The following is a 24,395-nucleotide window of genomic DNA, read 5'->3' as shown; positions in this document are numbered from 1 at the left end:
TTCGATACTAATAGTCCACGCTGCTGCCGAGTCCCCGCTTCGCGGCCATGCGCACGGCGAGATCGGCCACGGCCAGATCCTGCAGCGCCACGCCCGTTCCGTCGAAGAGCGTGATCTCGTCCGCCGTGCGGCGGCCGTCGCACAGGCCTTCGATGACCGCGCCTATGCTGCCGCGGAAGCTCCGATCCGTGATCAGGCCCGCGTCGTAGGCATGCTGGCATTCGCCGATGCTGATGGCCTGTGCGGTCTCGTCGACGAACAGGGCCGCCGTCGCCACCAGCGCCGGATCCAGCTCCTGCTTGCCCCGGGTGTCGGCGCCCATCGCGTTGATGTGGGTGCCGGGGCGCACCCAGGATTTCTCGACCAGGGCCTGCTGCGAGGGAGTCACGGTGATCAGGATGTCGGCGTGGGCGGCCACGGCCTGGGCGCCGCTTTCCGGGACGAACTCCAGGCCGAGTTGCTCCACGATGCGGCCGAAGGCTGCCAGGTTCTCGGCCGAGCGATTCCACGCATGGACCCGGCGGATGGCACGCACGGCCAGCGTCGCGCGCAGCTGGTATTGCGACTGCGCGCCCGCGCCGATGATGCCGAGCACGCTGCTGTCGGGACGCGACAGGTGCTTGGTCGCGATGGCGCTGGCCGCGCCGGTGCGAATGCCGGTCAGGTAGTTCGCGCTGACGAGTGCGCAAGCGCGGCCGGTGTCCGCGTCGAAGAGCAAGGTCGAAGACTGATGGTTGCTCAGGCCCTTGCCCATGTTGTGCGGCCAGTACCCGCCCGCCTTGAGGCCGAGAATGGGTGCGCTGCTATCGCAGCCGGCCTTGACGCCGAAGACGGCGTCCTGGTAGCCCACGCCCTCGCGAACCACCGGGTAGTTGCGCGCCGCCTGGGCCGCCATTGCGGCGAAGCATTGTTCGACCGCCGCAATGGCGTCCTCGACGCTCACCAGCGCGCGGGCTTCCTGCTCCGAGATGATCAACATCGTGTCTTCCTGTTTGCGCTTCACCAGCCGCTGAAGCGCTGCCAGGTCGCAGTGATCTCGTGGCCGGCGCCGAGCACCTTGTAGTGCTCGTACTGCGCCGCAGTGGGGCAGGCGTGGTTGGGCACGATGCGTACCTGCGCGCCGACCGGCAGATGCAGCGCGCCCTCGATCTTGCCGGAGCGGTGCGCCATGATCCCGTGCTCCTGGTTGGCGCCCACGAGGATGAGGTCGTCCAGCGGCCGCCCGTCGAGGTCGCAGACCAGCCCGTAGCCCTGGTCGACCGGCTGCCTGGCCGTGCCGCGGTCGCGCGACATCGCCATCCATCCGGCGTCGAGGATCGTCCAGCCTTTTTCGCGCTGGTGGCCGATCACCGTGGCCAGCACCGACAGGGCGATGTCGTCCACCCGGCAGACGTTCAGGCCGGCCATCACGAGATCGAAGAACACGAACACGCCGGCGCGCACTTCGGTGACGCCTTCCAGCTGCTCGGCGAAGAGCGCGGTCGGTGTCGAGCCGACGCTGACCACGGGGCATGCGATACCCGCCGCGCGCAGGCGCTGCGCCGCGTGCACGGCCGCCGCGCGCTCCTGCTCGGCCATCGCGCAGATCGCGTCGGTGGATGTGCAGTCGTAGGAGCTTCCGGCGTGCGTGAGGATGCCTTGCACCGGAATGCCGGCGCCTTCGAGGAATTGCGCGATCTCGAGAAGATCGCCGCTATCGGGATTCACGCCCGAGCGGTGGCCGTCCGAGTCGATCTCGATCAGCACGTCGAAATGCCGCTGGTCCGCCTTCGCGCGTTCGGCCAGCATCCGCGCCGCCTCGATGCTGTCCAGGATCAGCGTGAGCCGCACGCCCTGGTCCTGGAGCCTCATCACATGGTCGAGCTTGTTCGGCGCGATGCAGACGGCGTAGAGGATGTCCGTGACGCCGTGCGCCGCGAAGTAGTCGGCCTCGCGCAGTGTCGAGACCGTGATCGGCCCTTGCGGCGATTCCATGATCCGGCGCGTCACCTCGATCGACTTGTTGGTCTTGACGTGGGGACGGAACGAGACGCCGAGGCGGCGCGCCTGGCGGCGCATGCGCTCGATGTTGCGGTCCATGCGCGCCTCGTCGAGCAGCAGCGCAGGCGTCTCCAGTTGTTCGAGAAATTGCTTCGTCATCTCAGCTCTCTGCCTTGCTGCTTTCACGCGCCAGTACGCGCCCGGGGCGCGCGCCGGTCGGGCGGCCGCCTTGCCAGACCATCGCGCCATTGACGATCACCGCGTCGATGCCGCGCGCCGGGGCGATCGGCGTTTCGTAGGTCGCGGCTTCGTCCACGGTGTCGGCGTCGAACAGGGTCAGGTCGGCGTACGCGCCTTCCTTCAGCACGCCGCGGTCCTTGAGGCCGAAGTTCTTCGCCGTGAGCCCGGTCATCTTGTAGACGGCCGTCTCCAGCGGGAACAGCCCGAGCAGCCGGCCGTAGTGGCCCAGCACGCGCGGGAAGCTGCCCCACAGACGCGGATGCGGCGAGGCGTCGTGCGGCAGGCCGTCGGAGCCGATCATGGTCTTGTCGAACTTCAGGATGCGCTGCACGTCGCTCTCGTCGAGCCGGAAGTAGATGCCGCCGGCGGGGCTGAGCCGGCGGATCGCTTCTTCCTCGCTGACGCCCAGCTTCTTCGCAATGACGTCGAGGTCCTGGCCCGCATGTTCGGGCATGGGCTTCGACCAGCTCACGATCACGCGCGACGAGGTCGCTGCGCGGTCGGCCGAGAGGATGGTGGAGCCGGCCGTGTACGGGTAGCAGTCCAGGCAGATCGGCTGGGTGGCCATGTTCTTCTCGATGAAGGACAGCGCCTCCTGCGAACGGCCGTGGTTCGCGGGCCCGACCACCTTCATGTGCGAGATCACCACCTGCACGCCGACCTCGCGGCCGACGCGGAAGGTTTCTTCGAGCGAGTCGATCACCTGGTCTGCTTCGTTGCGCATGTGCGTGCAGTACACGCCGTCGAAGTCCTTGAGCGGGCGGCAGGTCTCGATCACTTCCTCGGTCGGCGCGGCGACCGCGGGCTCATAGAACAAGCCGGTGGAGACGCCGATGGCGCCGGCTTCCAGCGCTTCCTGTACCAGCGCGCGCATGCTGGCGATTTGTTCTTCGGTGGCAGGCAGGCCCAGGTCGTCCAGCGTCGCGACGCGCAAGGTGGTGTGGCCCACCAGCAGCGCGCAGTTGGTCGCCGCGGGCTTGGCGCGCAGTGCCTCGATGTACGACGCGAAGGTGGGGAAGGCGAACCAGCCGCCCTCCTCGTCGAGCAGATTCAATGGCGGCGTGACCGGCTGCGTGATTCCGCCCGGCATCGGCGCCAGCGAGATGCCGCAATTGCCCGCGATCACGGTAGTGATGCCCTGGCTGACCTTGGGCGCCATGTCGGGGTTGGAGAGCATGAGGCGATCGTCGTGCGTGTGCGCATCGATGAAGCCTGGCGCCGCGATGCGGCCGCCCTGGTCGATCTCGACGTCGCCGTGCATCGCCGACAGATCGCCGATGCGCGCGATGCGGTCGCCGCGAATGCCGATGTCGCCGGCGAAGCGGGGCGCGCCGGTGCCGTCGACGACGCTGGCGTTGCGGATCAGAAGGTCGAATTTTTCCTGCATCGGATATCTCGAGTTGAAAAGGGTCACAGCAATGCGCCGCGCGCAGCGATCGGCCAGAGGGCTTCGACCCGCTCGCCGCGCACGCAGATCAGTTCGTCATAGAGATTGACGGTCGGGTCGCAGTGGCCGGGCACCAGCATCAGCGGGTCACCCAGCGAAAGCGCGGCTCCGTTGGGGGTGGCCAGCACGCCATGCTCATCCGAGGCTTTCACATAGCGCAGGTCGGCACGCTGCCACACGGTCGGCAGGCCCGAGTCCACGCTGGATGCCTTCAGGCCGGCGTCGACCACGGCGCGCTCGGGCGTCGCGCGGCTCATGACCGTGGTGCGCACGAACAGCGCATGCTCGAAAGCGATGTCGTTCTCGCCGCGCTGGTTGTCGCCATAGTCGCGATCCATGAAGACATAGGAGCCGGCCTGGATCTCGTTGAAGACGCCGGAATCGCGTTCGTGCAGGAAGCTGCCGGTGCCCGCGCCCGTTACACGCTCGACGGCAATGCCGCAGGCCTCGATGGCCGCGCGGGTGGTGCGCGCGGCCTCCACGGCGCCGGCGATGGCCGCGGCCCGCTCCTGCGGCGCGCGCATGTGCTGGGCCGGGCCGTGGTAGCAGTGCAGGCCCATGAAACGCAGCGGCGTGCCGGCAACGATCTGCCGCGCCAGCCGCACGGCCTCGTCGCCGGGGGCGACGCCGCAGCGGTTCGCGCCTACATTGACCTCGACATAGACATCGAGCGCCACGCCGTGCGCCTGCGCAACGCTGGTCAACGCCTGCACCTGTTGCGGATGATCAACGAGCACGCCCACGCGCGCCTTGCGCGCCAAGGCTGCCAGATGACGCAACTTGGTGTCGCCCATCACCTGGTTGGTGACCAGCACATCCTCGATGCCGGCCTCCACGAACACCGCCGCCTCGCTGACCTTCTGGCAGCAGATGCCGGCGGCGCCCAAAGCCATTTGGCGCAGTGCGATCTCGGGGGTCTTGTGGCACTTGGCGTGGGCACGAAGACGCACGTTCGTGCCGCGCAGCGCCTCGGCCATGCGCGCGAGGTTGCGCTCGAATGCATCGAGGTCGAGCACCAGCGCGGGCGTGTCGATGGCGCTGAGCTGATCGCCGGGCCTTGCAGCTTTCCAGGGGGTCATGGTGTATCAGCCCGACCGTCAGTCGATCTTCGCGCCCGAGTCCTTGATGATCTTGGCCCACTTGACCGTCTCGCGGCGCGAGAGTTCGAGAAACTGCTCCGGCGTGCTGGGGTCGGTCTCGGCACCCAGGATCTTGAAGCGCTCGCGCACCGCCGGGTTGGCCAGCGCGGTACGGATTTCGGCATTGAGGCGGGTCACGATGTCCTTGGGCATACGAGCCGGCCCAACGATGCCGCCCCAGGCCGCAACCTCGAAGCCCGGCACGCCGGATTCGGCAATGGTGGGAATGTCCGGGTAGGTGGGCGAGCGCTGGGTGGACGAGATTCCCAGCGCTCTCACGCGGCCGGCCTGGGCCGGCGGACCGGACACCGGCGTGTTGATCATCATGAGCTGAACGCCGCCGCCGATCAGGTCGGTGAGGGCTGCCGTCCCGGCCTTGTAGGGCACATGCAGCATGTGGGTGCCGGTCATGGACTTGAAGAGTTCCACTCCCAGATGGGCGGTGGTGCCGTTGCCGTCGGATGCAAAAGCCAGCTTGCCCGGGTTCTTCTTCGCATAGGCGATCAGCTCGGGCACGCTTTTGACCGGCAGCTCGTTGTTGACGATCATCAGATTGGACAGGCGCAGCGTGTTGGCGACCAGCGTCAGGTCCTTCTCCACGTCGTACGGCACATTGCTCAGCAGCGAGCGGTTGGTGGCCAGCGAGACGACGTTGCCGTAAGCCAGCGTGTAGCCGTCGGCCGGAGAGCGGACCAGGTCCATGGTGCCGATCGTGTAGGAGCCACCGGGCTTGTTGTCGACCACGATGGGCACGCCCATCTGCTGCGACAACTGCGTGGCCAGTGCGCGCATCAGCGCGTCGGGTGCACCGCCGGGAGCCGACGGCACGATCAGGCGGATCGGCTTGTCAGGATAGGCCGCCAGGGCCGGCATCGAAATGGCCGCCAGCGCGGCAAGAACAAGAGAGGGCAGCAGAGAACGCAGACGCATGGCACGGACCTCCGGCAGTGTGGAATCGACAAGCCGGAAAGCACGGCCTGGAGGCAAGTCTAGGTTTGCGTATTCAAAAAATAAACTACCTGAAACTACATCTATCCTTCAATTTTTCTTACGAGCTGACCCTGTTGTCCAGGAGGACGATCGCCTCGCCGACGAGCTTGCCGTCCGCGGTGATCCTCGGATTGCTCAGCAGCGTGCCATCCGAGCTCAGCTGATAGCCCGTTGCGAACACCGAGTTCTGCACGTTCCCGCCGATCGCCCATGCGACCTCCGGCCCGACGGCCACGACGATGTCGCAATGGCTCGGCAACTCGGGATTGTTCGATGCATTGAGGTAGTCGTCGTAGCGCGCCGGCTTCTCGCGCCAGCTTGCGATGATGTCGCCCGCCTGGGGCTTTGCCTTGTCGAGCCGCACCCCCCAGAAGGGCGCTGCCAGGTCGCCGCTCGCGTTCTTCTTGATCGCATCCCACATGTACGCGGCATGGCCGATCGACTGCTGGAAGGACTTGTACTCGTCGAACTCCCTGGCCGCGGTCCTCACCATCAGCGAGATCGCCACCGCCGACCAGGGCTGCGTGGCGGTCTTGCCGGTGAACGGCTTGCCGAATGCTTTCCACATCTCGCCGATGAAGCCGCTGAAGGGCTCCTTCGCTTCCTTGCCGGCGCCTCTGTCGAAGCGCAGCCATTGCTCGACGGCCGCGGCAACGAGCGCCTCCCGCGCCGGAGAGGCCGGGTCGCGCAAGGTGGGCTGCTCGGGCGGCTGCCAGTCGAATTTGGTGATCGGCAATGCGGCCTTGACGAAGCCCTCGGTCGATTTCCCATCGACGGCGGTGCGGACGTGAATCCAGCCCTCCGGTCCGTCCTCCAGGTCATCGACGGCCTGCCCGAGGAAGATGGGGCCGATCAGCGTGTCGGGCTCCACCCTGGCCTCGGACCGCACATTGATCGCTTCGACGTTGACGAGTTTCTGCATCGGAAGCTCCTTGTCTCCATGGCCAGGCGAGTTGACCACGAAGCCGCGGGCGTAGCCAGTCGCAAATGGCTGACAAGCAGCTCGGCGTCAGCGATGGGGCGACCTCGCCGCCTTCGCGAGTGCCATGACAGGGCGGATGGAAAAAACCAGTTGAACGCTTGCGGATCTCAAAGCCTGCCGCCCAGCTCACCCTGTCTGAAGCGCCGCACGTCGCGCGCAGGCGGCGCGCCGAACATCCGGCTGTACTCGCGGCTGAACTGCGACGGGCTTTCGTAGCCGACCTTGTAGCCGGCCTCCGCGGCGTCCACCACGTCGCTGAAGAGCAGACGGCGCGCTTCCTGCAGGCGCAACTGCTTCTGGTACTGCAGCGGGCTCATCGCGGTCACGGCCTTGAAATGATGGTGCAGGGACGACACGCTCATGTGCGCAGCCCGTGCCATGTCCTCCAGCTTCAGTGGCGCCGTGCTGTGTTCCCGCAGCCATGCAATGGCGCGGCAGATGCGTTGGCTCTGGCTGCCCGCGACCGCCAGTTGTCCGAGCCGCCAGCCGTTCTCGGCCTTCAGCAGGCGGTAGTAGATTTCCCGGATGACCAGCGGCGCGAGGGCAGGGACGTCCTCGCGCGTGTCGAGCAGGCGGATCAGGCGCACCACCGCGTCGAGGAGTTCGATGGAGGTCTCGCCGGTGAAGATGCCTCGCGCCGCTGCCTTCGGCGACTTGAGGTGGTCCGCCTCCAGCATCATCGTCGTGATCTCCGCCGGATCGATGTCGAGGCGCAGGGCCAGGTAGGGCGCTTCGGGGGTCGCATCGATGACCTGTCCGGTCACCGGGAGGTTCTGCGACACCACGAGATGGCTGGACGAGTCGTAGACGAACAGCTCGTCGCCGAGCATGACGCGCTTGCTCCCCTGCGCAATGAGGCAGAAGGCGGGTTCGTAGGCGCCATGAAGCGGTTCCCCGACGCGCGTGGATCGGAACACCGCCAGGCCGGGAACGGCGGTGGGGTTGGTGCCCTCCGCGACGGCAAAGCGCTCGATCAGCGCGGCGAGTTCGGCGCGCCGGAGGACCAGTTGCAGTTGCTGGTCCGGACGTTCGCGTGCGGTGGCGGCAGTGGAGACGGTGGTCATGTCCATAGCTTAGGCAAGCCTGCTGCGTTTGTCTCGCGCGGCCGGCAGGGTTTGGACGATCGGGCAAGAACTCGCGGCGATCCTGCAAGTCCGGGAGGCCGTTGCCACGCAACTAAGATGCCGCATGGATCGCTGGACCGAGATCGAGTTGTTCGTACAAACCGCGGAGCAGGGCAGCCTGTCGCGCGCTGCCGAGGCCGTGGGCCTGTCGAACGCCGCCGCCAGCCGGCACCTGGCCTCGCTGGAAGCGCGGCTGGGCGTGCGGCTCGTGCAGCGCAACACACGCCGCCTCTCGCTGACCGAGGCGGGCGAGAGCTACTACCACCGCTGCAAGACCATCCTGGCCGATCTGCGCGATGCCGATTCGGCGGTCAATGCCCAGGCGCTCGATCCGATGGGCACGCTGCGCATCAGCGCATCGCTGTCCTTCTGCATGCACCACATCGCGCCGCTGCTGCGCGCCTACACCGAGCGCTATCCCAAGGTCGCGGTCCAGGTGGTCGCGGCCAACCGCTACTACGACCTGATCGACAACAACATCGACGTCGCGATCCGCACGCGCGAGTACGAGAACGACTCCAACATCACCATCCGCAGCCTGGCCGAGACGCGGCGCATCCTCGCCGCCTCGCCGGGCTACCTCGATCGGCGCGGCACGCCGCAGAGCGTGGACGAGCTGGCCGCGCACGACCTGCTGATCTACACCTACAGCCACAACCCCGACGAGCTGGCCTTCCGCCGCGGCAGCGAGCGGCGCGTGATCAAGGTCAAGGGCCTGCTCGAGGCGAACGACGGCCAGGTGCTGCGCGCGGCGGCGCTCGACGGGCTCGGCATCCTGGTGCAGCCCAAGTACATCCTCTATGACGACATCGTGGCCGGCCGCCTGGTGCCGGTGCTCGACGAGTGGGACTTGCCGCGCCTGCGCATCAACATCGCCTTCCAGAGCCGGCGCCACATGTCGGCGAAGGTGCGCACCTTCATCGACTTCCTGGTCGAGCACTTCGAGCGCATGGACTACCAGCGCAAGTGGACCAGCTAGGCCGGCGGCTCGCCGTCGAAGGCGCGCTGCAGCAGCGCGCGGATCGCCTCGCGCTCGACCGGGCGCGGATTCCAGTACGGGTTGGCCGCCGCGATGTCCGCCGCGCGGTCGAGGTCGCTGTGCTTCATGCCGATGTCCTTGAGCGCGACCGGCGCGCCGTTGTCGCGCGCCAGCTCGAAGAGCCCTTGCGCCGCGTTCTCGCGGCCCAGCGCTCGCGCAATGCGCTCAATCGCCCGCGGCGCCGCGGCCGCGTTGTAGGCGATCGCATGCGGCAGTACCACCGTGTGCACCTCGGCATGCGGCAGGTTGAAGCTGCCGCCCAGCGTGTGGCATAGCTTGTGGTGCAGCGCCATGCCGACGTTGCCCAGCACGCTGCCGCACAGCCACGCGCCGTAGAGCGCATCGGAGCGCGCCTCGATGTCCTCGGGCTGGCGCCGGATCGCGGGCAGCGCACGCGCGATTGCGGCAATGCCTTCCTCGGCCATCAGGTCCATCACCGGGTTGCTGTCCTGCGCATAGAGCCCCTCGGCCGCATGCGCGATCGCATTGATGCCGCTGGTGACGCTCAAACCCACGGGCAGGCTGCGCGAGAGCTCGGGGTCGTAGATCACGGTGCGCGGCAGCACACGGGGATCCTTGCCGGTCTTCTTGAGGCCCGCTTCGGTCAGGCCGTAGATCGGCGTCATCTCGCTGCCCGCGTAGGTGGTGGGAATCGCCAGGATGGGCAGACCCGAATCCAATGCAATGGCCTTGCCCAGGCCGGTGGTGGAGCCGCCGCCGATGGCCACGGCGCAGTCGGCATCGAGCTCACGCGCGATCTCGCGAGCCTCGCGCGCGGTCTCGATCGGCACGTGCATCGCGGCGCGGTCGAAGATGCCGGCGGCCTGGGCGCCCAGCAGCTCGGCCACGCGCTCGGCCTGGGCGCGCTGCTCGGGCGTGCACAGCACCAGCGCACGGCGCGCGCCCAGCGCGTCGATCTCGCGCGCCAGGTGGGCGAGGCTGCCGGCGCCGAAGACCACGCGCTGCGGCTGGCTGGTGTAGACGAAGGCCAAGGGTTTCATGCGGGGATGGTAGGCCGAACGCCCCGCGGGAGGCGGCGTGCCGGCGCAAAACAGTTTTCCGCCAAGCTCCTTCCTTGCGTGGCGCCGCAATGCCATAGTCCGGCCCGAACGTTCAAGGAGACCCGCGTGCGCAACCTCGATGAAGACACCATCACCCAGGCCGTACTGGCACGTCACACGGGTGCCGCCGACCCGCGGCTGCGCGAAGTGATGACCAGCCTGGTGCAGCACCTGCATGCCTTTGCGCGCGACATCCGGCTGACCGAGGCCGAGTGGTTTGCGGGCATCAAGTTTCTGACCGAAGTCGGCCACATCACCGACGACAAGCGGCAGGAGTTCATCCTGCTGTCGGACACGCTGGGGCTGTCGATGCTGGTGACGGCGCTCAACAACCGCAAGCCGCGCGAATGCACCGAATCCACCGTGTTCGGACCCTTCCACGTCGAAGGCTCGCCCGAGTATCCGCTCGGGGCCGACGTGGCCAATGGCGCGCGGGGCGAGCCCTGCTTCGTGCGCGGCCGCGTCCTCGGACTCGACGGCGCACCGGTGCCGAATGCGCAGCTGCAGGTCTGGCAAGCCGATGCCGACGGTCTCTACGACGTGCAGTATTCCGGCGAGCACGGCCACCGCGCCCGCGGCACCCTGCATGCCGATGCCGAGGGGCACTTCCATTTCAAGTCGATACGCGCCGAGGCCTATCCGATCCCGCACGACGGGCCGGTCGGCCACATGCTCGATGCGCTGGGGCGCCATCCGTGGCGGCCCGCCCACCTGCACTTCATGATCACCGCGCCGGGTTTCGAGCGCCTGATCACGCACGTGTTCCGCGACGGCGACAGCTACCTCGACTCCGACGCCGTCTTCGGCGTGCGCCGGTCGCTGATCGCCGACTGGCTGGAGCATCCGCCCGGCACCACGCCCGACGGCGGGATCAGCGAGGTGCCGTACTACACCCTCGACTTCGATTTCATCCTGAATCCCGTAGCGGCTGCATGAAGACGGCTTCGCTGTTCAAATCCAGCTTCCACAACCAGCAGGAAAAATCATCGTGAGCACATTGGATATCGTCGGCCTCTGCGGCAGCCTGCGCGCCGACTCGGTCAACCGGATGGCGCTGAACCTGGCCGCATCGCTGATGCCGGACAGCATGCGCATGGACGCCATCGAATGGCGCGAAATACCGCCCTTCGACGGCGACGTACTGGCCAGGGGCCTTCCGCCGGCCGTGCTGGCGCTGCGCGAACGCATCCGCCGCGCCGACGGCGTGCTCATCGCCACGCCCGAATACAACTTCTCGATACCGGGCGTGTTCAAGAACGTGCTCGACTGGGTGAGCCGCGGCGAGGACCAGCCCTTCGCGCACAAGCCGGTGGCCATTCTTTCGGCCTCGCCCGGCCCGGTCGGCGGCGCGCGCGTTCAGTACGACCTGCGCCGCGTGATGCTGTTCATGAATGCCATGGTGCTGGCGAAGCCCGAGGTGTTCATCGGCGGCGCGGGCGCCAAGTTCGACGCGGCAGGCCAGTGCACCGACGAGACGACCCGCAAGTTCGTCGGCGACCAGATGCGCGCCTTCGACAAGTGGATCAGTGCAGTAAAGCGCATGAGCTGACGTCGGTCGCGTCCAGCACGATGGGCGCGGAGGGCGCGGCGCGGTAGCGCTCCAGGGCCTTGGCCTCGATGCAGTCGAAGTAGTTCTCGCAGGTTTCCGTCAGGTCGCCATCGAGGGTTGGAGACAGGCCGCGCAATGCGGCTTCGGAGATGTGGGCAATGATGCGGGGGCCGTCGAGGCCGTCGGGATAGATGGCGAACCGGACGGTTTTCGTCTCGGTGCAATGGATTGCTTCGCAGTTCATGAAAGTCTCTGGGTTCTCTTTTTCGTGTGCATGGATTTCATGCCGTTGCGATTGCAAAACCGCGCGGCATACTTCGCCACCTGGAGAAAGAAAGCGCCTACAGAGAGTCCCTGTTGCCCATGAACGATCCCTTCAATTTGCAGCGTTTCGTCGATGCCCAGGACGCCGTGATCGACCGCGTCCGGGACGAGCTGCGCGACGGCAAAAAGCGCAGCCACTGGATGTGGTTCGTCTTTCCGCAATTGGCGGGCCTCGGCCGCAGCGAGATGGCGCGCCACTACGCGATCGCATCGCTGGACGAAGCGCACGCCTACCTCGCGCACCCGCTGCTCGGGCCGCGCCTGCGCGAATGCAGCGCGCTGGTGCTGGCCGTGCAGGGGCGCACGATCGGCGAAATCTTCGGCGCGCCGGACGATCTCAAGTTCTGGTCGTCGATGACGCTGTTTCTCCAGGCCGACCCGTCGCAGGCGGTGTTCCGCGACTGCCTGCACAAGTACTTCGATGGCCGGTCCGATCAGGGGACCTTGTCCCTGATCGAGCGCGGCCATGGCGGCTGATCCTTCGATGCGGCGGGCGCAAGGCGGCTGGGGCAGGGTGGGCGCGTGGCTCGTTTCGATCGTGCTCGCGCTTCTCGTCACGGGCTGTGCCGGCCTTCCGGCGATCGTCGAGCGTCCGCCGTCCTTCGCCCTGGCCGATACGGCGGACACGCCGCTCGCGCGCATGGCCGCCAAGGGCGCGCCCGACGCGCAACTGAGCGGCTTCCGGCTGTTGCCGATGCCGGCGTATTCGATGCATGCACGCCTCGAACTCGCGCGCCGCGCGCAACGCAGCATCGACATCCAGTACTACCTGGTGCAGAACGACGAGACCGGCCGCTACCTGCTGCGCACCCTGCGCGACGCGGCCGAGCGCGGCGTGCGCGTGCGTGTTCTCATCGACGACCTCTACACCGCCGGCGCCGACGAGCTGCTGGCCGGCCTGGGCGCCCATGCGAACGTGGAGGTGCGCCTGTTCAATCCCTTCCCGGCAGGACGCGACCGCCTCGGCACGCGGCTTGCGGCCTCGCTGTTCGACATCGACCGCATCCATCGCCGCATGCACAACAAGCTCTTCGTCGCCGACAACGCGATGGCGGTGGTCGGCGGGCGCAACATCGCCAACGAATACTTCCTGCGCGACGCCGGATCGAACTTCATCGACATCGATACGCTGGTGACGGGCGCGGTGGTCCCGAGGCTCTCCTCGCTGTTCGACGTCTACTGGAACAGCCCTTACGTGTATCCCGTCCAGTCGCTGGCGGCCGTCGGCGGCTCGCTGCGGCAACTGCGCGAGCGCTTCGAGGAGATGACCTGGGACGCTGCCATCTGGATGCCCTCGGCACCGATCGAGCGCGACCTGCTGGGCTATCGGGCGCTGGGCGAGGATTTCGAGGAGGGCGAGCTCGCGCTGATCTGGGCGCGGGCCGAGGCCTACGCCGACGCGCCGCACAAGGCACTGGGCCCGCGCGAGGACCGGCCGCGCGTGACGGCCGATGCGCCCGAGGGCGTGCTGTACAACGTGCGCCGCCTGGTTCGCTCGGCCGAGCGCGAGGCGCTGATCACCACGCCCTACCTGATCCCGGGCCGCGGCGGCATGGAGTCGGTGCGCCTGTTGCGCGAGCGCGGCGTGCGCTTCACGCTCGTGACAAACTCGCTCGCGGCCACCGACGAATCGCTGGTGCACCTGGGCTACCGCCGCTACCGGCCCGAACTGGTCAAGGTCGGCGTGCAACTCTACGAACTGAGCCCCAAGTGGGTCGAGCAGACCAAGCGCTTCGGCGTCTTCGGCTCGGCCGCCGGGCGCCTGCACGGCAAGTCGGCGGTGGTCGACGGCAAGGCGGTGTTCCTCGGCTCGCTGAATTTCGATCCGCGCTCCGATCTGCACAACACCGAACTCGGCCTGTTCATCTACAGCCCGCAGATTGCGGCGCAGCTCACCAGCCTGATCGGCTTCATCACCATGGACGCGGCCTACCGCGTCCGGATGGGGGACAGCGGCAAGATCGAATGGGTGAGTCCGTCGGAAGACGGCGGCCCCGATCTCGTCTTCCACGAGGAGCCCGAAACCGACTTCGGCTCGCGCCTGAAGCTGGAGTTTTTCGCGCCGCTGGTGCCGGAGAGCTTGCTCTAGGGCATCAAGCGTCCGCTGAGGTAGGGCTCGGGATCGACCGCCACGCCCTGCTTGCGGATCTCGAAATGCAGCTTCACGCGGTCGGCGCCGCTCATGCCCATCTCGGCGATTCTCTGGCCCTGGCGCACCACGTCCTTTTCCTTTACCAGGATGTTCTGAGCGTGCGCGTAGGCGGTGAGGTAGGTTTCGTTGTGTTTCACGATCACCATGTTGCCGTAGCCGCGCAGTTCGCTGCCGACATAGACGACGCGGCCGTCGGCGGAGGCGAGCACTGCATCGCCCATGCTGCCGGCGATGTCCAGGCCCTTGTTGCGCTTGCCGTCGAAGCGCGAGAGCGTCGGGCCCGCCGCCGGTCGGATGAAGGCGGCCTGGGCTTGTGGGGCCGGATTGCTGGGAACGTTGGGCTGGCCGGCGCGCGGCGTAGGCAGCGGTGTCGTCGAGCAGGCGGCGAGGCCGGCGACTGCAAGAGCGACGAGGCCGGTGCGGAGAGCGAGGGTCTTGGATGGCATGGCTTTTTTTGGAACGGATTCGGCGCCAAGGGTTCCACCGGGATCCGGGCCGAGGCGCATTTTTAGCACGGTGCGCGCGCCGAGGGCGAGGCCGGCGCCTGGAGCGACGGCTGGCGCGCCAGCACCGCCGCGCGCGCGCCGGCATCGACGATGCGGCCGGCTTCCATCAGCACGACGGTGTCGAAGCGCTCGAGCAGGCTCAGCCGATGGACCGATGCGATCACGCAGGCCTCGGGAAAGGCCGCCGCAATGCGCTCCAGCACGCGGCCTTCGGTCGCTGCATCCAGCGCGCTGGTCGGTTCGTCGAGCAGCAGCAGCGAGCTGCCTTTCGCGGCCAGCACGCCGCGCGCAAGGCACAGGCGCTGCCGCTGCCCGCCGGACAGATTGAAGCCACGTTCGGACAGCGGCGTGTCGAGATCGCCGCGTGTGGCCGCGAGCACTTCGTCGAAGGTGCTGGCATGCAGCGCGGCCCGGATCGCATCGTCATCGAGTGGCTGGCCGAAGCCCAGGTTCTCGCGCACGCTGGCCTCGAACACCTCGGTCTCCTGCGGGATCAGGGTCGCGATGCTGCGCAGCCGCGGCCAGGCCGTGGGCTCGCCGTCGATCGCCAGCGTGCCGCCTTGCGGCGCATACAGCCCGGCCAGCACGCGCAGCAGCGTGCTCTTGCCGCCGCCGCTGGGCCCGACGAGCGCAACGCGCTGGCCGCGCCGCAGCATGAGCGCGAGCTCGTGCAGGCCGCTCGGCACATGCTCGGTGACCGCCTCGGTGCCGCGCGGCCGGTAGTTCCAGACCAGTCCGTCGACCTGCAGCGTGCGCCAGGCTGCATCGCGATCGATGCGTTCCTGCGTCAGGTCGTCCGCGCGCGACGGCGCCTGCCAAATCGGCGCCGCGCTGCCGTAGTCGGTGTGCATGCGCGCGAAGAAGCTGAAGTTGGCCGCCATCGAGGTCACGACGCTCGCGGCCTGCTGCGCGTACTGGTAGATCATGAACACCGCACCCAGCATCACCGTCTGGCCCGGCGTGCGCGACTGCCAGACGTAGACCACGACCAGGCCCCAGGTCAGCGCCAGCCCCATGACATCGACCGAGAACCACTTGCCCTCGTTGAGCACCACCGTGCGCTTGAGCGGGGCCGAGATCGCCGCCATGCGCCGGCCCAGCAGCAAGCGCGAGGCGGCCGAGAGCCGGAGGCCGATCACGGTCGAGGCATTGGCCAGGAAGTCGAGCAGCGCCGCGACGTAGCGCCGGTCGGCATCGTTCTCGGCGCGGGCCAGCCGCATCAGTGCGCGGTCGAAGCGCACGATGACGATCGCGATCACCACGTAGCCCGCGATCGCCATCGCGCCGCTGGTGCGCGAGAGCAGCGTGAGCGCGATCAAGGGCCCGATGAAGTTGACGATGTTGGTGAGGTAGATGAACTGGTTCTGCGCGAAGTCCGACAAGGCGCGGCTCGCCTGGTGCACGCGGTGCTGCAGCTCGCCCGAATGGTGTCCGTCGTGCCAGGCGAGCGACGCGGCGGCGATGCGCGCATAGAGCGCATCGGCCAGCGCCTCGCGCACGCGCAGGCCCACGTTGCGCTCGAGGATGCGCCCCGGGCCGTGGACAACCCACGACAGCACGTAGATCCCCGCCAGCGCCGCGATCCAGCGTCCGGAGCGCGCGATGTCGCCGGTCTGCAGCGCATTGATGGCCTGCGCCGCGAGCCACGGCATCGTGAGCCGTAGCAGTTGGGAGCCGGTGAGCAGCGCGGTCGCGCCGAGCAGCTGCCCGCGCTTGCCCTCGGCATGGCGCCACAGCGCGCCGTAGAGCTCGCCCATGGCGCCCATCGCATGGCCCGGTGCAGCTGCAACGCTCATGCCAGGCGGCCGCCGCTACTTCAGCGGGATCGGCGTGCCCCGGTCGATCGGCACCGCGGTCACGCTGTTCTTCGGCGAACCGTCGATCAGCAGGTCGGAGTAGGTGAGGTAGACCAGGGTGTTGCGCGCCGGATCGACCATGCGCACCACGCGCAGCCGCTTGAACAGGATCGACAGCCGTTCGCTGTAGACCTCTTCGCGCTTCGGCAAAGGCTGGGTCACGCGCACCGGGCCGACCTGGCGGCAGGCGATGGAGGCCTCGGCCTTGTCCTCGGCCAGGCCGAAGGCACCCGAGAGCCCGCCGGTCTTGGCGCGCGAGACATAGCAGGTCACGCCGCTCACCTTGGGGTCGTCGTAGGCCTCGACCACGATCTTGTGGTCCGGCCCGATCAGCTTGAAGGCGGTGTCGACCTCGCCGACCGGTTCGGCCAGCGCACTCGCGGCCAGCGCGGCGCAGCACAACAGTGCGAGAAGAGGATGCTTCATACGATGTCGAGCGTGTGAACGCGGTCGAAGCTGCCGCGCCGCCGGTCTTCGAAGTAGTGCTCCAGCGCCGCGCGAACGGTGCGGAAGGCGATCTCCTCCCAGGGAATCTCTGCCTCGGTGAAGAGCCTGGCCTCGAGGGTCTCGTGGCCCGGATCGAACTTCTCGCTCAGGAGCCGTGCGCGATAGAAGAGATGCACCTGGCCCACGCGCACCACGCTCATCACCGCGAACAGGCCTTCCATCTCGTACTCGGCGCCGGCTTCCTCGTCGGTCTCGCGCGCCGCGCCCTGCTCGGTGGTCTCGCCCAGTTCCATGAAGCCGGCCGGCAGCGTCCACTTGCCCCAGCGCGGCTCGATGTTGCGCTTGCACAGCAGCACGCGTTCGCCCAGCACGGGAATGGTGCCGACCACGTTCAGCGGGTTCTCGTAGTGCACCGTATGGCACGCCGGACAGATGGCGCGCTCCTTGGTGTCGCCGTCGTCGGGCAGGCGGTAGACCACCGCGGTCCCGCAGTTCTTGCAATGCTTGATGGGGACGCGCAGGAGCATCTTCAGCCCGCGCGCCGGGCCGCCCCAAGGGCGGGCTGCGCCCCCTCGGGGGGCAGCGAATACACGAAGTGATGAGCGTGGGAGCCCATTGCTTCAGATGACTTTGACAGTCAGGGCCGGCAGGCCGGTGATCTCGCCGACCATCGTGTCGCCGGCCACCACCGCGGCCACGCCTTCGGGCGTGCCGGTGAAGATCAGATCGCCGGGCGCGAGCTCCCAGGCGGCCGACAGGTGCTCGATGGTCTCGGCGATGCTCCAGATCAGCTTGCTCACGTTGCTGCGCTGGCGGTCCTTGCCGCCGACTTGCACCGAGATCTCGGCCTTCTCGACATCGCCGGCCTGCGCCACCGGCACGATCGGGCCGATCGGCGCGCTCTGCTCGAAGCTCTTGCCGATGTCCCAGGGGCGGCCCTGCTTCTTCATCTCGCCCTGCAGGTCGCGGCGCGTCATGTCCAGGCCGACCGCGTAGCCGAAGATGTGCTTGTGGGCATCGGCCGCCAGGATGTTCTTTCCGCCGGTGCCGATGGCCGCCACCAGCTCGATCTCGTGGTGCAGGTTCTTGGTGAGAGTCGGGTAGGCCATGGTGCCGGTCTCGCCGGCGGCGACCACCACCACGGCGTCGGCCGGCTTCATGAAGAAGAAGGGCGGCTCGCGGCCGGTAAAGCCCATTTCCTTCGCATGCTCTTCGTAGTTGCGGCCCACGCAGTAGATGCGGTGCACGGGGAAGCGGGCTGCCTGGCCGACCACGGGAATGGAGACCACCGGCGGCGGCGTGAAAACGTATTCGGAAGCCATGGGGAAAAACGTCCTTTTCAGCGAAAGCGGCAGTGTGCCAGAGGGCCGGGCGCGCTGCCCGGGTTTGGCACCCCCCCGGGGCCGGGGCTATGCTTCACACCATGATGAAGCTTCATTCCTACTTCCGCTCCTCGGCCTCGTTCCGGGTACGAATCGCGCTGAACCTCAAGGGCCTCGACTACGACTACATCCCGGTGCACATCGCGCGCGGCGAGCACAAGACCGGGCCCTTCTCCGCCATCTCGGCCGACATGCTGGTCCCGCTGCTCGAAGACGAGGGCGAGCGCTTGTCGCAGTCGATGGCGATCATCGAATACCTGGACGAAGTGCATCCCGAACCGGCGCTGCTGCCGCACGATCCGGTGGGCCGCGCGCGCGTGCGGGCGCTGGCGCAGTCGATCGCCTGCGAGATCCATCCGCTCAACAACCTGCGCGTGCTCAAGTACCTGGTGCGCGAGCTCAAGCTCGACGAGGCGGCCAAGAACGCGTGGTATCGCCACTGGGTGCGCGAGGGCATGCTGGCCTTCGAACGCCAGCTCGCGCAGCATCCCGCCGGCCTCTATTGCTGGGGCAGCACGCCCACGCTGGCCGACTGCTGCCTGGTGCCGCAGGTCTTCAACGGCCAGCGCTTCGACTGCGATTTCAGCGGCCTGCCGCGCACCATGGCGGCCTTCGAGGCCTGCATGCAGCTCGATGCCTTCCAGCGCGCCCAGCCCTCGCGCTGCCCCGACGCAGAAGCATGAACGCTGCCGACTGGCTGGTGCCCGACTGGCCAGCGCCGGCTGGCGTGCATGCGCTGTGCACCACGCGCCGAGGCGGAGTCTCTGGCGGCAACTACCGCGGACTGAACCTCGGGGATCACGTCGGCGATGCACCGGCCGATGTGGCAGCCAACCGGGCGCTTCTGCGCCAGGCCATCGGCGCGCGGGCCGTGTTTCTCCGGCAGGTGCATGGCACGCAGCTGCTGCCGCTCGATGCGTCCACGCCGGATGGCGAGGCCGCCGACGCCTGCACCACCAGCGCCAGCGGCGTGGCCTGCACGATCATGGTCGCCGATTGCCTGCCGGTGCTGTTCACCGACGAACAAGGCCGACGCGTGGCCGCCGCGCATGCGGGTTGGCGCGGCTTGGCGGCCGGGGTGCTCGAACGGACGGTGGAGAGCTTCGGCGCGGACGACCGGCTCATGGCCTGGCTCGGGCCCTGCATCGGGCCCGATGCCTTCGAGGTCGGCGACGAGGTGAAGGCGGCCTTCGATGCCGGCGCCCCTGAAGCCGCTCGATGCTTCAAGTCCGCTGGACAACCCGGCAAATGGCTGGCCGACCTGGCCGGCCTGGCCCGCCAGCGCCTGCGTGCGGCCGGCTTGACGCAGCTCCACGGCAACGACAGCTCCGAGGCTTGGTGCACGGTGCACAACCCGTTACTCTTTTTCTCGCACCGGCGGGACCGCGTCAGCGGGCGTTTCGCGGCCTGCATCTGGCGCGGCTGAAGCGTTCGCGCCAGCCCGGATCGCGGCTTCGCGTTCGGCCGCTTCGCGTTCGCGAAGCGCCCGCCGCCGTGCCGGCGTGGCCATCAGGTAAACCACCAGTGCCACCGGCGCCAAGCCGTAGAGTAGAAAGGTGAAGACCGCGCCGAGCACGGTGCCGGTGGTGTTGGTGGCTTCTGCGACCGCCATCATCAGGGCGACATACAGCCAGGCGATGACGACGAGGTGCATAGACGATTGTTTCAGGAAGGTATAGCGGGGCTTGCTGGTCGGGCCCCTGCGAATGCAGCATACTCAAAACCCGTTGCCATGAGGCGAGTCAGGCGAGGAACCAGGAGACGTCATGAGACCAGAACAACAGGCCGCGGCAGCCGATAGTTTCGCGCCCTTCCAGCAGGCGCTGACCCAAGGATGGGGGAAGGCGCTCGAATCCTTCCAGTCGCTCGGCGCCGGCGGCAACGCGGGCGCCCCGTGGGAGATGCCGAAGTTCTCGCTGTCCACCGAGAAACTGCAGCAGTTGCAGCAGCAGTACGTTGAAGAGGCCACCGAGCTGTGGCGCCAGGACCTCGCGGCCCGCGCCGGCGGCGACAGGCGCTTTGCGGGCGAGGCCTGGGGCAGCAATCCGGTCTCGGCCTTTTCGGCGGCGGTCTACCTGCTCAACACGCGCACGCTGCTCGGCATGGCCGAGGCCGTCGAAGCCGACGAGAAAACCCGCTCCCGCCTTCGCTTCGCGGTCGAGCAGTGGACGGCCGCCTCGGCGCCCAGCAACTACTTCGCTTTCAACGCCGAGGCGATGAAGAAAGCCCTCGACACGCAGGGCGAGAGCATCGCCAAGGGCATCCAGAATCTCCTGCACGACGTGCAGCAGGGCCACCTGAGCATGACCGACGAAAGCGCTTTCGAGGTCGGCCGCAACGTCGCGACCACCGAAGGCTCCGTGGTGTTCGAGAACGAGCTGTTCCAGCTGCTCGAATACAAGCCGCTCACCGCCAAGGTCTACGAGCGGCCGCTGCTCCTGGTGCCGCCTTGCATCAACAAGTTCTACATCCTCGACCTGCAGCCCGAGAACTCGCTGATCCGCTATGCGGTGGAGCAGGGCCACCGCGTGTTCGTCGTGAGCTGGCGCAATCCCGATGCATCGATGGCCCAGTACACCTGGGACCGCTACATCGAGGACGCCGCGATCAAGGCGATCCAGGTCACGCGGGAGATCACCGGCCAGGACAAGAAGGGCGGGAAGATCGATACGCTGGGCTTCTGCGTCGGCGGCACCATCCTCTCGACCGCGCTGGCGGTGCTGGCGGCGCGCGGCGAGCAGCCGGCGGCGTCCGTAACGCTCCTGACCACCTTGCTCGACTTCGTCGACACCGGCGTGCTCGACATCTTCATCGACGAGGGCTTCGTGCAGTTCCGCGAGATGCAGATGGGCCAGGGCGGCCTTCTGCAGGGCGGCGAGCTCGCCTCGACCTTCAGCTTCCTCAGGCCCAACGATCTGGTGTGGAACTATGTGGTCGGCAACTACCTGAAGGGCGAGACCCCGCCGCCCTTCGACCTGCTCTACTGGAACAGCGACGCCACCAACCTGCCGGGCCCGATGTACTGCTGGTACCTGCGCAACACCTATCACGAGAACAAGCTGGCCCAGCCCGGCGCGCTCACCGTGGCCGGCGAGAAGATCGACCTCGGTCGCATCGAGGCGCCGGTCTACATCTATGGCTCGCGCGAAGACCACATCGTGCCGATCGGCGGCGCCTACGCCTCGACGCAGGTGCTGTCGGGCAAGAAGCGCTTCGTGATGGGCGCCTCGGGCCACATCGCCGGCGTGATCAACCCGCCGGCCAAGAAGAAGCGCAGCCACTGGATCCGCACCGACGGCAAGCTGCCGAAGAGCCAGGCCGAATGGCTGGCCGGCGCGACCGAGCATCCCGGCAGCTGGTGGACCGACTGGTCCACCTGGCTCAAGACCCATGCGGGCAAGCAGATCCCTGCCCCCAAGACCTACGGCAAGGGCAGCGCCTACAAGGCGATCGAGCCGGCGCCCGGTCGCTACGTCAAGGCAAAAGCCTGAACTTCACTTTTTTTTCAATAGCAGCCTCGGAGAGCACACCATGGAAGACATCGTCATCGTTTCAGCCGCACGTACCGCTGTCGGCAAGTTCGGCGGATCGCTGGCCGGGATTTCGGCCACCGAGCTCGGCGCCATCGTCATCAAGGAGGTGCTGGCGCGCGCCAAGGTCGGCAGCGACCAGATCGGCGAAGTCATCATGGGCCAGGTGCTGGCGGCGGGTGCCGGCCAGAACCCGGCGCGCCAGGCGCTCGTGAAAAGCGGCATCACCAAGGAAACGCCGGCGCTCACCATCAATGCCGTGTGCGGTTCGGGCCTCAAGGCCGTGATGCTGGCGGCGCAGGCGGTGGCCACCGGCGACAGCGAGATCGTCGTCGCGGGCGGGCAGGAGAGCATGAGCCTGGCGCCCCACGTGCTGCCCAACTCGCGCAACGGCCAGCGCATGGGCGACTGGAAACTGGTCGACACGATGATCATCGACGGCTTGTGGGACGTCTACAACCAGTACCACATGGGCATCACGGCCGAGAACGTGGCCAAGAAGTACGACATCAGCCGCGCCGCGCAGGACGAGCTCGCGCTCGGCAGCCAGACCAAGGCGGCCGCCGCGCAGGACGCCGGCAAGTTCAAGGACGAGATCGTCGCCGTCAACATCCCGCAGAAGAAGGGCGATCCGCTGGTCTTCAACCAGGACGAGTTCATCAATCGCAAGACCAGCGCCGAGGGCCTGGCCGGCCTGCGCCCGGCCTTCGACAAGGCCGGCGGCGTGACCGCGGGCAATGCCTCGGGCCTGAACGACGGCGCCGCCGCCGTGTTGGTGATGACCGCGAAGAAGGCGGCCGCGCTGGGCCTGAAACCGCTCGGCCGCATCGCGAGCTACGCGAGCACCGGCCTCGACCCGGCCTTCATGGGCATGGGCCCGGTGCCTGCTTCGACCAAGGCGCTGCAGCGCGCCGGCTGGAAGCCGCAGGACCTCGACGTGCTCGAGATCAACGAGGCCTTCGCCGCGCAGGCCTGCGCCGTCAACCGCGAGATGGGCTGGGATGTGAACAAGGTCAACGTGAACGGCGGCGCCATCGCCATCGGCCACCCGATCGGTGCCTCCGGCTGCCGCATCCTGGTGACGCTGCTGCACGAGATGCAGCGCCAGAACGCGAAGAAGGGCATCGCCTCGCTGTGCATCGGTGGCGGCATGGGGGTGGCGCTCACGATCGAACGCTGAAGCGTCCATCACCACCCCTGAAAGCGCCGCGCAACACGCGGCGCTTTCACTTGCGATCCGCTGGCGCCGGGAGCAAACTGAGGAGACGGCCGGGCCGAGCATGCCGAGCCGCTGTTCGAACCAGGGCCCGTGGCTTCGCACAAGGAGCATGCCATGTCCATTCCTTCGCATCTGTCCGACTACCTCGAACAGCGCGGCACACGCTACGAGGTTTGCATGCATGAGCACAGCCGCACCAGCGCGGAGACGGCTCACAACGCCCATGTTCCTCCGGGTCAACTGGCCAAATCGGTCATCCTCGAGGACGAAACGGGCTGCGTGATGGCCGTCGTTCCCGCTGACAAGATGGTCATGCTGGGCGAGTTCTCCCGCATACTCGGCCGCCACCGGCTGAGGCTGGCCGACGAAGCCCGCGTTGCGACGCTGTTCGAGGACTGCGAACCCGGTGCGATACCGCCGATCGGCATGGCCTGGGGTATCCAGACCATCGTCGACGACGAACTCGAGACCAGCGACGTCGTCTACATGGAAGGCGGCGATCACGAGCGGCTGCTGCGGATGTCGCGCGAGCAGTTTCACGAGCTGATGCGCGCTCAGCCGCACGGGAATTTCTGCAAGTCGCCGACGCATTGAGTGCGATGTCGGAAGCCGTCATTGGCTGGCAATGGTCACTGCGACCTTCCGGTTCTACGAGGAGCTGAACGACTTTCTGGCACGCGAGCGGCGCGGGCACGAGTTCTCCTGCACGTGCGCGCGGGCGGCGACCGCCAAGCACATGATCGAGGCGCTCGGTGTGCCGCACACCGAGGTCGAGCTGGTGCTGGTCAACGGCGAGTCGGCCGGATTCGGGGTGTTGCTGAGCGATGGCGATCGGGTCGCCGTGTTTCCGAAGTTCGAAGCGCTCGATGTCACGCCGCTGCTGCGCGTTCGCGAGCATGCGCTGCGCGTCACGCGCTTCGTCGCCGATGCGCATCTGGGCGGGCTCGCTCACCTGCTGCGCATGACCGGGTTCGATACCCTGTACGACAACCATTTCCGCGACGAAGAGATCGAGCGTATCGCTGTAGCGCAGGGGCGCATCGTGCTGACGCGGGATCGGGAGCTGCTCAAGCGCCGTGGGATCACGCATGGCTGCTACGTGCATGCCTTGCGATCGGCCGAGCAGTTGCGCGAGATCTTCGATCGACTCGACCTGGCGCGTGGTGCGCGGCCGTTCACGCTGTGTCTGAACTGCAACACGCCCTTGCATGGGATCGACAAGGCGCTGGTCACGTCGACGCTGCCACCGGCGGTGCGCGAGCGCTACCAACGTTTTAGCGTATGCGATGTTTGCCGTCGCGTGTTCTGGGAGGGTTCGCACTGGCAGCGCATGCGCGTTATGGTGGATGGGTTGCTGGCGGAGTGATGGCGACAGCGCTCGGAACGTCACGGACCTCGTAGCCACCGGATAGGGCCTTTCGTGACCAT

26 protein-coding genes are annotated in these 24,395 nt (G+C 67.5%); 11 read left to right on the top strand and 15 right to left on the bottom strand.

The annotated features are described in order from the left end of the window. Positions 1 to 7: 7 nt before the first annotated feature. The 7 genes from ACSQ9I_RS19220 to ACSQ9I_RS19190 all read right to left on the bottom strand — a co-directional run bounded on the left by ACSQ9I_RS19220 (position 8) and on the right by ACSQ9I_RS19190 (position 7,842). The gene (locus tag ACSQ9I_RS19220; protein ID WP_436314129.1) at positions 8 to 979 is read right to left on the bottom strand and encodes an ornithine cyclodeaminase family protein; all 972 of its coding nucleotides are present in this window, start codon (positions 977 to 979) and stop codon (positions 8 to 10) included. 20 nt (positions 980 to 999) lie between these two features. Continuing rightward, entirely contained in the window at positions 1,000 to 2,139 is a 1,140-nt protein-coding gene (locus ACSQ9I_RS19215; protein WP_436314128.1) for a DSD1 family PLP-dependent enzyme, read from the bottom strand. Between the two features lies 1 nt (position 2,140). Next, complete coding sequence (locus ACSQ9I_RS19210; RefSeq protein WP_436314127.1) at positions 2,141 to 3,607, bottom strand: N-acyl-D-amino-acid deacylase family protein; 1,467 nt, start codon at positions 3,605 to 3,607, stop codon at positions 2,141 to 2,143. Positions 3,608 to 3,630: 23 nt separating this feature from the next. Beyond that, a complete protein-coding gene (locus ACSQ9I_RS19205; RefSeq protein WP_436314126.1) occupies positions 3,631 to 4,746 on the bottom strand; it encodes a DSD1 family PLP-dependent enzyme in 1,116 nt (371 codons plus the stop codon). A gap of 18 nt (positions 4,747 to 4,764) precedes the next feature. Next, complete coding sequence (locus ACSQ9I_RS19200) at positions 4,765 to 5,736, bottom strand: Bug family tripartite tricarboxylate transporter substrate binding protein (protein ID WP_436314125.1); 972 nt, start codon at positions 5,734 to 5,736, stop codon at positions 4,765 to 4,767. 118 nt (positions 5,737 to 5,854) lie between these two features. Next, positions 5,855 to 6,718, bottom strand: coding sequence for a DUF2272 domain-containing protein (locus tag ACSQ9I_RS19195; protein WP_436314124.1), 864 nt, complete (start codon positions 6,716 to 6,718; stop codon positions 5,855 to 5,857). Positions 6,719 to 6,885: 167 nt separating this feature from the next. Continuing rightward, the gene (locus tag ACSQ9I_RS19190; RefSeq protein WP_436314123.1) at positions 6,886 to 7,842 is read right to left on the bottom strand and encodes an AraC family transcriptional regulator; all 957 of its coding nucleotides are present in this window, start codon (positions 7,840 to 7,842) and stop codon (positions 6,886 to 6,888) included. A 124-nt stretch (positions 7,843 to 7,966) separates the two neighbouring features. Here ACSQ9I_RS19190 and ACSQ9I_RS19185 point away from each other — a divergent pair, with 124 nt between their 5' ends. Continuing rightward, entirely contained in the window at positions 7,967 to 8,881 is a 915-nt protein-coding gene (locus ACSQ9I_RS19185; RefSeq protein ID WP_093112268.1) for a LysR family transcriptional regulator, read from the top strand. Here ACSQ9I_RS19185 and ACSQ9I_RS19180 read toward each other — a convergent pair. After that, the gene (locus ACSQ9I_RS19180; protein ID WP_436314122.1) at positions 8,878 to 9,942 is read right to left on the bottom strand and encodes a maleylacetate reductase; all 1,065 of its coding nucleotides are present in this window, start codon (positions 9,940 to 9,942) and stop codon (positions 8,878 to 8,880) included. The genes ACSQ9I_RS19185 and ACSQ9I_RS19180 overlap by 4 nt on opposite strands. Positions 9,943 to 10,068: 126 nt before the next feature. On the opposite strand from ACSQ9I_RS19180, the gene ACSQ9I_RS19175 reads away from it, so the two are divergent. Further along, positions 10,069 to 10,938 carry an intradiol ring-cleavage dioxygenase gene (locus tag ACSQ9I_RS19175; RefSeq protein ID WP_436314121.1) on the top strand — a complete coding sequence of 290 codons (870 nt, stop codon included), beginning with the start codon at positions 10,069 to 10,071 and terminating at the stop codon, positions 10,936 to 10,938. Between the two features lie 52 nt (positions 10,939 to 10,990). Continuing rightward, positions 10,991 to 11,551, top strand: a complete 561-nt coding sequence (locus tag ACSQ9I_RS19170; protein WP_244504133.1) for an NADPH-dependent FMN reductase — start codon at positions 10,991 to 10,993, stop codon at positions 11,549 to 11,551. Here the strand turns inward: ACSQ9I_RS19170 and ACSQ9I_RS19165 are convergent. After that, positions 11,526 to 11,795 carry a hypothetical protein gene (locus ACSQ9I_RS19165; RefSeq protein ID WP_436314120.1) on the bottom strand — a complete coding sequence of 90 codons (270 nt, stop codon included), beginning with the start codon at positions 11,793 to 11,795 and terminating at the stop codon, positions 11,526 to 11,528. The two genes, ACSQ9I_RS19170 and ACSQ9I_RS19165, sit on opposite strands and share 26 nt — an antisense overlap. A gap of 119 nt (positions 11,796 to 11,914) precedes the next feature. Between ACSQ9I_RS19165 and ACSQ9I_RS19160 the strand changes: the two genes are divergently transcribed. Together ACSQ9I_RS19160 and ACSQ9I_RS19155 are read left to right on the top strand one after the other, a co-directional pair. Then, positions 11,915 to 12,352 (top strand): DUF1810 domain-containing protein, encoded by a 438-nt coding sequence (locus ACSQ9I_RS19160; protein ID WP_436314119.1) that lies wholly within the window; start codon positions 11,915 to 11,917, stop codon positions 12,350 to 12,352. Continuing rightward, the gene (locus ACSQ9I_RS19155) at positions 12,342 to 13,964 is read left to right on the top strand and encodes a phospholipase D family protein (RefSeq protein ID WP_436314118.1); all 1,623 of its coding nucleotides are present in this window, start codon (positions 12,342 to 12,344) and stop codon (positions 13,962 to 13,964) included. The genes ACSQ9I_RS19160 and ACSQ9I_RS19155 overlap by 11 nt, the downstream gene beginning before the upstream one ends. On the opposite strand, the gene ACSQ9I_RS19150 is transcribed toward ACSQ9I_RS19155, so the two are convergent. The 5 genes from ACSQ9I_RS19150 to ACSQ9I_RS19130 form a co-directional block, all read right to left on the bottom strand. Continuing rightward, complete coding sequence (locus ACSQ9I_RS19150) at positions 13,961 to 14,473, bottom strand: murein hydrolase activator EnvC family protein (RefSeq protein WP_436304599.1); 513 nt, start codon at positions 14,471 to 14,473, stop codon at positions 13,961 to 13,963. The two genes, ACSQ9I_RS19155 and ACSQ9I_RS19150, sit on opposite strands and share 4 nt — an antisense overlap. 62 nt (positions 14,474 to 14,535) lie before the next feature. Next, the gene (locus ACSQ9I_RS19145; protein ID WP_436314117.1) at positions 14,536 to 16,329 is read right to left on the bottom strand and encodes an ABC transporter ATP-binding protein; all 1,794 of its coding nucleotides are present in this window, start codon (positions 16,327 to 16,329) and stop codon (positions 14,536 to 14,538) included. A 15-nt stretch (positions 16,330 to 16,344) separates the two neighbouring features. Further along, complete coding sequence (locus ACSQ9I_RS19140) at positions 16,345 to 16,815, bottom strand: CreA family protein (RefSeq protein ID WP_093111983.1); 471 nt, start codon at positions 16,813 to 16,815, stop codon at positions 16,345 to 16,347. Beyond that, positions 16,812 to 17,363 (bottom strand): NUDIX hydrolase, encoded by a 552-nt coding sequence (locus ACSQ9I_RS19135; protein WP_436314116.1) that lies wholly within the window; start codon positions 17,361 to 17,363, stop codon positions 16,812 to 16,814. The genes ACSQ9I_RS19140 and ACSQ9I_RS19135 overlap by 4 nt, the downstream gene beginning before the upstream one ends. Positions 17,364 to 17,456: 93 nt before the next feature. Beyond that, positions 17,457 to 18,158, bottom strand: a complete 702-nt coding sequence (locus ACSQ9I_RS19130; protein WP_436314115.1) for a fumarylacetoacetate hydrolase family protein — start codon at positions 18,156 to 18,158, stop codon at positions 17,457 to 17,459. A 104-nt stretch (positions 18,159 to 18,262) separates the two neighbouring features. On the opposite strand from ACSQ9I_RS19130, the gene maiA reads away from it, so the two are divergent. Further along, positions 18,263 to 18,901 carry a maleylacetoacetate isomerase gene (gene maiA / locus ACSQ9I_RS19125; protein WP_436315782.1) on the top strand — a complete coding sequence of 213 codons (639 nt, stop codon included), beginning with the start codon at positions 18,263 to 18,265 and terminating at the stop codon, positions 18,899 to 18,901. After that, positions 18,898 to 19,644, top strand: coding sequence for a peptidoglycan editing factor PgeF (pgeF, locus tag ACSQ9I_RS19120; protein WP_436314114.1), 747 nt, complete (start codon positions 18,898 to 18,900; stop codon positions 19,642 to 19,644). The genes maiA and pgeF overlap by 4 nt, the downstream gene beginning before the upstream one ends. Here the strand turns inward: pgeF and ACSQ9I_RS19115 are convergent. Further along, positions 19,576 to 19,872, bottom strand: coding sequence for a hypothetical protein (locus ACSQ9I_RS19115; protein ID WP_093111991.1), 297 nt, complete (start codon positions 19,870 to 19,872; stop codon positions 19,576 to 19,578). The two genes, pgeF and ACSQ9I_RS19115, sit on opposite strands and share 69 nt — an antisense overlap. Before the next feature lie 112 nt (positions 19,873 to 19,984). On the opposite strand from ACSQ9I_RS19115, the gene phaC reads away from it, so the two are divergent. The 4 genes from phaC to ACSQ9I_RS19095 all read left to right on the top strand — a co-directional run bounded on the left by phaC (position 19,985) and on the right by ACSQ9I_RS19095 (position 24,333). Beyond that, positions 19,985 to 21,709: a class I poly(R)-hydroxyalkanoic acid synthase gene (gene phaC / locus ACSQ9I_RS19110; protein WP_436314113.1), complete on the top strand. Its 1,725-nt coding sequence runs from the start codon at positions 19,985 to 19,987 to the stop codon at positions 21,707 to 21,709. Positions 21,710 to 21,749: 40 nt separating this feature from the next. Next, on the top strand, positions 21,750 to 22,928 hold the full coding sequence (locus tag ACSQ9I_RS19105; RefSeq protein ID WP_436304593.1) for an acetyl-CoA C-acetyltransferase: 1,179 nt from the start codon (positions 21,750 to 21,752) through the stop codon (positions 22,926 to 22,928). Positions 22,929 to 23,081: 153 nt separating this feature from the next. After that, positions 23,082 to 23,561 carry an aminoacyl-tRNA deacylase gene (locus ACSQ9I_RS19100; protein ID WP_436294521.1) on the top strand — a complete coding sequence of 160 codons (480 nt, stop codon included), beginning with the start codon at positions 23,082 to 23,084 and terminating at the stop codon, positions 23,559 to 23,561. A 31-nt stretch (positions 23,562 to 23,592) separates the two neighbouring features. Beyond that, on the top strand, positions 23,593 to 24,333 hold the full coding sequence (locus ACSQ9I_RS19095; RefSeq protein ID WP_436304592.1) for a Mut7-C RNAse domain-containing protein: 741 nt from the start codon (positions 23,593 to 23,595) through the stop codon (positions 24,331 to 24,333). The last annotated feature ends 62 nt before the right edge of the window (positions 24,334 to 24,395 follow it).

Origin of the sequence: Variovorax sp. LjRoot84 (assembly GCF_964254305.1) — a bacterium.
In the GTDB taxonomy this organism is placed as follows: Bacteria; Pseudomonadota; Gammaproteobacteria; order Burkholderiales; family Burkholderiaceae_C; genus Variovorax.
This window is presented reverse-complemented; position numbering and strand designations above follow the sequence as displayed.